At 71.9% G+C, this 7,491-nt stretch carries 9 protein-coding genes; 5 read left to right on the top strand and 4 right to left on the bottom strand.

Annotated elements, in window-relative coordinates; translation table 11 throughout:
• The 3 genes from ASG00_RS02255 to bcp form a co-directional block, all read left to right on the top strand.
• The coding region (locus tag ASG00_RS02255) for a 3-phosphoshikimate 1-carboxyvinyltransferase (RefSeq protein ID WP_235559074.1) at positions 1–957 on the top strand (957 nt) is incomplete at its 5' end.
• A complete protein-coding gene (gene rsgA, locus ASG00_RS02250) occupies positions 954–1,997 on the top strand; it encodes a ribosome small subunit-dependent GTPase A (protein WP_056206523.1) in 1,044 nt (347 codons plus the stop codon). The genes ASG00_RS02255 and rsgA, both read left to right, overlap by 4 nt.
• A gap of 66 nt (positions 1,998–2,063) precedes the next feature.
• Positions 2,064–2,534, top strand: coding sequence for a thioredoxin-dependent thiol peroxidase (gene bcp / locus ASG00_RS02245; RefSeq protein ID WP_056206521.1), 471 nt, complete (start codon positions 2,064–2,066; stop codon positions 2,532–2,534).
• Between the two features lie 105 nt (positions 2,535–2,639).
• Here bcp and ASG00_RS02240 read toward each other — a convergent pair whose 3' ends face one another.
• Positions 2,640–3,056 carry a hypothetical protein gene (locus tag ASG00_RS02240; RefSeq protein WP_056206519.1) on the bottom strand — a complete coding sequence of 139 codons (417 nt, stop codon included), beginning with the start codon at positions 3,054–3,056 and terminating at the stop codon, positions 2,640–2,642.
• Between the two features lie 248 nt (positions 3,057–3,304).
• On the opposite strand from ASG00_RS02240, the gene ASG00_RS02235 reads away from it, so the two are divergent.
• A complete protein-coding gene (locus ASG00_RS02235; RefSeq protein WP_019182239.1) occupies positions 3,305–3,553 on the top strand; it encodes a WhiB family transcriptional regulator in 249 nt (82 codons plus the stop codon).
• Between the two features lie 43 nt (positions 3,554–3,596).
• On the opposite strand, the gene ASG00_RS02230 is transcribed toward ASG00_RS02235, so the two are convergent.
• Genes ASG00_RS02230 through ASG00_RS14715 form a run of 3 tightly spaced genes read right to left on the bottom strand, consistent with a single transcriptional unit; the run spans position 3,597 to position 6,914 of the window.
• Positions 3,597–5,090: a sensor histidine kinase gene (locus ASG00_RS02230; protein WP_056206517.1), complete on the bottom strand. Its 1,494-nt coding sequence runs from the start codon at positions 5,088–5,090 to the stop codon at positions 3,597–3,599.
• 1 nt (position 5,091) lies between these two features.
• Positions 5,092–6,348, bottom strand: coding sequence for an AAA family ATPase (locus tag ASG00_RS02225; protein ID WP_056206515.1), 1,257 nt, complete (start codon positions 6,346–6,348; stop codon positions 5,092–5,094).
• Positions 6,345–6,914, bottom strand: coding sequence for an SAF domain-containing protein (locus ASG00_RS14715; protein WP_235559073.1), 570 nt, complete (start codon positions 6,912–6,914; stop codon positions 6,345–6,347). The genes ASG00_RS02225 and ASG00_RS14715 overlap by 4 nt, the downstream gene beginning before the upstream one ends.
• 162 nt (positions 6,915–7,076) lie before the next feature.
• Here ASG00_RS14715 and ASG00_RS14240 point away from each other — a divergent pair, with 162 nt between their 5' ends.
• A complete protein-coding gene (locus ASG00_RS14240; RefSeq protein WP_045248348.1) occupies positions 7,077–7,358 on the top strand; it encodes a hypothetical protein in 282 nt (93 codons plus the stop codon).
• Positions 7,359–7,491: the final 133 nt, after the last annotated feature.

Here is a 7,491-nt window from a genome sequence, read left to right as displayed (position 1 = left end):
GCCGTGCACCTCACGGCGCATCACAGCGCACTGCACCGCCCCATGGGTCCCCTGATCGAGGCGCTGCGCTCCCTCGGCCTCACCGTCGACGACGGCGGAACAGGGGCCCTTCCCTTCACGGTGCACGGCACCGGCTCGGTGCGAGGCGGCCGGCTCGAGATCGATGCGAGCGCGTCGAGCCAGTTCGTCTCGGGTCTGCTGCTGTCGGCCGCCCGATTCGATGAGGGCCTGCACCTCGTGCACCGGGGCGAGCGTGTGCCGAGCCTCCCCCACATCGAGATGACGCTCGCGTCGCTGCGTCACCGCGGCGTCGAGACCTCCTCCCCGCGAGAGGGCGAGTGGGTCGTCGCTCCCGGGCCGATCAGAGCGATGGATGTCGCGATCGAACCCGATCTCTCCAACGCGGCCCCCTTCCTCGCGACCGCGGTCGTGACCGGCGGCGAGGTGACGGTCACGGGGTGGCCGGAGGCATCCACTCAGCCCGGGCACCTGCTGCCCGAGCTTCTGGCGGCGTTCGGCGCCACCGCCACGATCGCGGGTGACGCCCTGACCGTCACGGGAACGGGCACGATCGACGGCGCCGACCTCGATCTGAGCGCGGTGGGCGAGCTCGCCCCCACACTCGTCGGCATCGCGGCGCTCGCCTCGTCGCCGTCGCGGTTCCGCGGGATCGGACACCTGCGCGGGCACGAGACCGACCGTCTCGCCGCGCTCGTGGCGAACCTCGCCGCGATCGGGGTGACGGCCTACGAGCGTCCCGACGGCATCGAGGTGCACCCCGGCGCCGCGCACGGCGGACTCTGGCGGGCGTTCCACGACCACCGCCTCGCGACGACCGGCGCACTGCTGGGCCTCGTCGTCGACGGTGTCGAGGTCGACGACATCGGAGCCACGGCCAAGACCCTCCCCCAGTTCGTCGACCTGTGGGCGGACATGCTCACGACGGAGCGCCCGTGAGCTGGCTCGACGACATCGACGACGATGACGAGCCCGCCTTCGACGAGAGCGACGTGCGGGTGCGGCCGAACCCCAAGGGCAACCGGCCGCGCACGAAGCGACGCCCCGCGCACGCGGATGCGGTGATCGCCCGCGTGCTGGGTGTGGACCGTGGGCGCTACACCGTGCTGATCGACGAGGACGGGCCGACCGAGCACGAGGCCCTCGCCGCCCGTGCGCGCGAATTGCGCTCGCAGCCGATCGTGACGGGCGACCGAGCCCGCGTCGTCGGAGATGTGAGCGGTGATGAGGGCACCCTGTCGCGCATCGTCGGCATCGAACCGCGCACGACGCTCCTGCGCCGCAGCGCCGACGACACCGATCAGGTCGAGCGGGTGATCGTCGCCAACGCCGACCAGATGGTCGTCGTTGTCGCCGCCGCTGATCCCGAGCCGCGCCCGCGTCTGGTCGACCGGTATCTGGTCGCAGCCCTCGACGCGGGCATCCGTCCGCTGCTCGTGGTCACGAAGACCGACCTGTCCGACCCGACGGACTTCCTCGCCCATTTCGAGGGGCTCGACCTCACGGTGTTCACGAGTGCCCGCGACGATCTGCCCGTCGCCGCCATCGGAGGCGAACTCGTCGGTTCCAGCACGGTGTTCGTGGGGCACTCCGGCGTGGGCAAATCCACGCTCGTGAACGCCCTCGTGCCGTCGGCGCAGCGCGCGACGGGTCACGTGAACGACGTCACGGGCCGCGGACGACACACCTCGAGCTCGACCGTCTCGCTCCGCTACGCCGGCGACGACGGCCGCGGCTGGGTCATCGACACCCCGGGAGTGCGTTCCTTCGGCCTCGGCCACGTGGATCCGGCCCACATCCTGCAGGCGTTCACCGATCTCGCCGAGATCGCGGCGGACTGCCCGCGCGGCTGCACCCACCTTCCCGATGCACCCGACTGCGCCATCATCGAGGCCGTCGCCGACGGGCGCCTCGGCGAGTCCGGAGCGGCCCGCCTGGACTCCCTCCAGCGCCTGCTCGAGACCTTCTCCGACCGCTGACGGTACGAAGACACCGGATGCCGCACCCCGGCGCCGCGCGGCATCCGGCGCCCGTAGGCTGGGGGCATGACGCAGCTTCAGCCCGGCGACGCCGCACCCGATTTCACGCTCGAGGATCAGAACGGCCGGTCCGTGTCGCTGAGCGGGCTGCGCGGTCGCACCGTGGTGGTCTACTTCTACCCGGCCGCCATGACGCCCGGCTGCACGACGCAGGCGTGCGACTTCCGGGACAGCCTGTCGTCGCTGCAGGGCGCCGGCATCGAGGTGCTCGGCGTCTCGCGCGACAGCGTCGCGAAGCTCGCCGAGTTCGCCGAGCGCGACGGGCTGACCTTCCCGCTGCTGAGCGACCCCGACCACGCCGTCCACGACACGTACGGGGCCTGGGGCGAGAAGATGAACTACGGCAAGGTCGTCGAGGGCGTGCTGCGCTCGACGTTCGTCGTCGGTCCCGACGGGCACCTGACCCACGCGCTCTACAACGTCAAGGCGACCGGACACGTGGCTCGCCTGCGCGGGCTCCTCGGTCTCGCGGCCTGAGCGCCGGGGGACCGCACGCCCCTCGCGGCGCAGAGCGACGACGGCGCGCTGCGCCGTGACGCCCGCACCGCGCCGCGCCGCGCCGACGGCACGCGAGGTCAGGCGTCAGCGGCGCGGCGACTCGTCGGATGCGACATCGAGCTCACGCCGGCGCCGCGCCGACTCGCGGGCGGCGAGCACGACGACCACGAACACGATCGCGGCCGGGATGCCGATCTCGACGCCGACGATCGGATGCGCGAACGTGCCCGTGGCCGCGCCGAGCGCGACGGCGACGACGAGGAGCTGGGTGACGATCGCACCGGAGCGCCCCCACGATCGATCGACCCACGTCGCGACCCCGAACGCGGCGACCGCGACGGCGCCCAGCACGATGAGCACGAGAAGCGCGATCGAGCTCGTCAGCGAGTCCGCGTCACCACCGATCAGCGCACTGATCTGCCACCCTGCGAGAGCGAGCAGAGCGACCGCTTCGAGACACACCAGCACCCCCGCGGCGACGGCGAACGGCTGCGGGCGCATGCATCCTCCTGAATGTTCCTGACGGTCGGATCCGCACCATCGCGCGCGTCTCGACTCGGACACGATCGCGTATGAGAGCCGGGAAACCCTTGATCAGGCTCAACCGTTGTGGAACGATAGACCTTTGTGTGATCCCACAGCGGCGTGGGGCGAGACAGATCTCGCACAACACTCAGGGTAACGGACTCGATTCGGCCCTGCGGAACCCACCCGAACTTCCTCCCCCGCTGTCATAGGAGCAACACAGTATGGATTGGCGTGACAAAGCCGCGTGCCTGACGGTCGACCCCGAGCTCTTCTTCCCGGTCGGCAACACCGGACCCGCCGTCGACCAGATCGAGAAGGCCAAGTCCGTGTGCGCGCGGTGCACCGTCACCGAGATCTGCCTGCAGTACGCCCTCGAGAGCGGCCAGGACTCGGGCGTCTGGGGCGGCCTGAGCGAGGACGAGCGTCGTGCGCTGAAGCGCCGCGCCGCCCGCGCCCGTCGCGCTTCCTGACCGCGCGCTCGCGACAGAGCGGATGCCGCGGCATCCGCTCTGCTCAGACGTCCCGTTCGATGTAGCGCAGCGGGATGTCGATGGTCACCTCGGTGCCGCTGCCCATGAGGGTGTGCCAGTCGATCGTGCCGCCGAGCTCGCCCTGGATGAGGGTGCGCACGATCTGCGTGCCGAGCCCGCGTCCGACCTGACCCTCGGGCAGACCGACTCCGGTGTCGCGGACGCGCACTTCGAGTCGCTCGTCGGTGCGATCCGCGCGGATCTCCACCTCGCCCTCCTCACGGTCGGCGAGACCGTGCTCGACGGCGTTCGTGACGAGTTCGGTGAGCGCCAGAGCGAGCGGCGTCGCGTACTCGCTCGGCAGGCGCCCGAAGGATCCTGTCGTCTTCGTGCGCGCGCGGGTGTTGGGGGCCGCTGCCACTTCGGCGACGAGCTTGAGCACACGGTGGAAGACATCGTCGAAGTCGACGTTCTGCGCGAGACCCTCCGACAGCGTGTCGTGCACGACCGCGATGGCGGCGACGCGGCGAGTCGCGTGGCTGAGCGCCTCTCGTGCCTCGTCGGAGTACGTGCGTCGCGCCTGGATGCGCAGCAGTGAGGCGACCGTCTGCAGGTTGTTCTTCACCCGGTGATGGATCTCGCGGATGGTCGCATCCTTCGTGATGAGCTCCTGCTCCTGGTGACGCATCTCGGTGACGTCGCGGCACAGCACGATCGCGCCGATGCGCACGCCGTGGTCACGGAGCGGGATCGCACGGAGTGAGACCGTCACCCCTCGCGCCTCGATGTCGGTGCGCCACGGCGCCCGACCCGTCACGACGACGGGCAGGCTCTCGTCGAACTGCCGCTTCGCCGGCAGGATCTGCGTGACGACTTCGACGAGCGACTCGCCTTCGAGCTCGTCGTCGAAGCCCATGCGGTTGAACGCGGAGAGGGCGTTGGGGCTCGCAAAGGTCGTGACGCCGTCGACGTCGATCCGGATGAGCCCGTCGGGAGCGCGCGGTGCGCCTCGACGCGGCGAGGTGGGGGCGCTGAGGTCGGGGAACTCCCCCCACGCGACCATCCCGAACAGATCGTCCGCACAGTCGTTGAAGGTGATCTGCTGACGCGAGGGCGTACGGGCCTCGCCGAGGTTGGTGTGCCGGGTGAGCACGCCGATCACGCGCGGCGCGGCACCGGCGGCCGTTGTGCCGCGCACGATCGGCACCGCACGCACGCGCGTGGGAGTCTCCTCGAACCAGTCCGGTGACGCGGAGTCGACGATCCGGGCCTCGGCGAACGCGTCGCGGATCTGCGTGCGCCACTGCGGCCGCACCCGGTCGCCGACGATGTCACGGTAGAAGAGCGTCGCTGCCGAGCTCGGCCGGGTGTGGGCGACCGCGATGAAGGATTCGTCTTCCGTCGGCACCCAGATCACGATGTCGGCGAATGCCAGGTCGGCGAGCAGCTGCCCGTCTCCGGCGAGGCGATGAAGCCACTCGATATCGGCGGCGTCGTGGACGCCATGGGCCGTGACCAGATCGCTGAGGGTCGACACCTCACCAGCCTACGGCCCCGGCCGCCTCCTCCCGGTGGGGTGCGTGGAGGGCGACCCACGGCGCGAGGCGCGCACCGACAGCGCGTCGCACGGCCTGGACGAGGGCCGAACGGGGCGATGTCGCGGCGACCGGCCGCGCGAGCAGCAGCGCCCGATCGGCGGCGCGGCGGTCGTCGGGCAGGAAGGCGAGGTCACGGATGCCGAGATAGCGCTCGAGCGTGGAGCGCACCTGCCCCCGGGCGTCGACGCCGATCACGCCGCTGCGGACGCGGTTCGCGACCACCACGATGGGTGCGGCGCCCACACTCTCGTGCAGCTGATCGTAGGCGGCGACGAACCGCGAGACGCCGACCGGGTCTGCTGCGCAGACCGCCACGACGGCGTCGGCGCCGGCGAGCACGGCGAGGGCGGCCTGGTTGCGTCTCGGTCCGTCGATGACGTCGCTGACGATCTCCTCGTCACGCTCGAGTGGCGCCGCGATGTCGACGACGGTCGCGTCGGCCCAGGTGCGGCACGCGGCGAGCACCCCGGTGACGCGGGGCGCGGCGAGCTCGGGCCAGCGTGCGACACGGTTGATGCCCACGAGCACGTCGACCTCGCCGTCGGGGACATCGACGGCGATTGCGACCCGTTCGAGCTCGGCCGCGTCGACGCCGCCTTGGTCGTGCTGACGGCACGCGGCGGCGAGACCCGGGCCGTCGACAGGGAGCCCCAGCGCAACGGCGACACTCGGCGCGTGCGCATCGGCGTCGACGAGCGCGACCCGACGGTGGCCCCGCGCGAGCTCGGCGGCCACCTCGATGGCCACTGTGGTGCGACCGGGGGCTCCCGCGGGCCCCCAGACGGCGATCACGGGATGTATCGCGCTCGCAGCCGCGGGAAGAGCAGGCGTTGCGGCGAGCGCGGCGACGACCTCCTCCGCGTCGGCGTCCGCGGGCAGCGGCTCTCTCAGCCCGTACGAAGCGCACAGTCGCGCGAGGGCGACCCCGCGGCCGAGGGGAAGGATGCGCACGCCGAACCGATCGGCGAGGTCGACCGCGGGCCGGGTGAGCGTTCGACGGTCGCCGTCGAGCACGAGCGCGTCGGCGACCCCGAGCAGCTCGGCGACGGGATCATCGCCGACGCCCTGACCGAGCCGGCGCGCCGTGTGGTCGAGCGCACCGGGAGCGACGATGGCGATCACCGTCACCCCCTCCCGGCGGAGGTCGGCGGCCAGAGACTGCGCCCGGGGCTCGGAGAGCGCGAGAACGACGTTCACGGCGCACCGCCCGACGCCGGAACCACCGTGACCCGCGCGTCGTTGGCTGTCGCGGCGAGCACGTCGACGAGATCCGCCCGTGGCACCGAGACCTCGACGGCCGACCCCTGGCGGGATACCACCGCGTCGGAAGCGGGCAGCGCCACCACGATCGCTCCCGCGACCAGGATGCGCGGAGTGTCGTAGCCGCCGCCCTCGATCGCGGGTGCGGCCCAGACATCCACCGTCGATCCCACGCGCACCTCGCCCGGCAGGTCTCCCGCGGCGCGCAGCACGACCGTCGTCGCTGTGGCGCGCTCGGGTGCGCCGACGGCGGTGCGATGCACGAGCTCGCCGACCTCGATCGTGCGCGTCGCGACAGCGTCGGCGGCGAGGGTGTCGGCGAGGACGTAGGCATCGACACCGCTTCCGAGCACGACCTCCGCCGTCGTCGTGGCGTCGGCGCCGACAGCCTCGCCCGGGAGGATCGTCCGGGCCGCGACGAGCACGGTCGTCGACTGCCGCGCCGCGGCGATGACTCCCCAGACGCCGGCCACCGAGGCGAGCACGAGAGCGATGCCGAGCACGAGGCGAAGGTCGATGCGCGCTGTGCGGCGGGGGCCTCTGGCTGATCGGTCGGACGGCATGCGCACCATGGTCACGCAGGCCGGCGGGGTGCGACATCCGTTTTCCACAGTGCGCGCGAGCGGACGGCCCGGCCGGCGCCGGCGACGCGGATAATGGTGCTCATGCCCGAGTCTGCCCGACCTGGGGCGCGTCTGATCGCCCCCGCACAGGTCGCGTCGGCGCTGTCACTCAGCGTCGACGAGGTGATCGCTCTGGTCATCGACGGGCAACTGCGGGGCACGCGCGTCGGGGTTCCGGCGCAGTGGCGTGTGGAGGAGGACAGCGTCACCGATTACCTCGACGACCGCGCCGAGGAGTCCCGCCGCATGGCGCTGTGGCGGGAGTCGAACGCGGCGAGCTTCCCGGAGCTGTGGGGCAGCGGGCGGGTACGCAACCCCGACTGAGTCGGTCGGCCATCGTCAGAGGTCGAGGTCGCCGACGACCCGCGCGAGTCGCACCAGAGGGACGACACGGATGTCGCCCACCGCCTCGCGGCGAGACTGACCGGCGTCGTGCACGGCGAGGTCGAGATGGTCC

The organism is Microbacterium sp. Leaf351, assembly GCF_001423825.1.
GTDB lineage: Bacteria > Actinomycetota > Actinomycetes > Actinomycetales > Microbacteriaceae > Microbacterium > Microbacterium ginsengisoli.
This window is presented reverse-complemented; position numbering and strand designations above follow the sequence as displayed.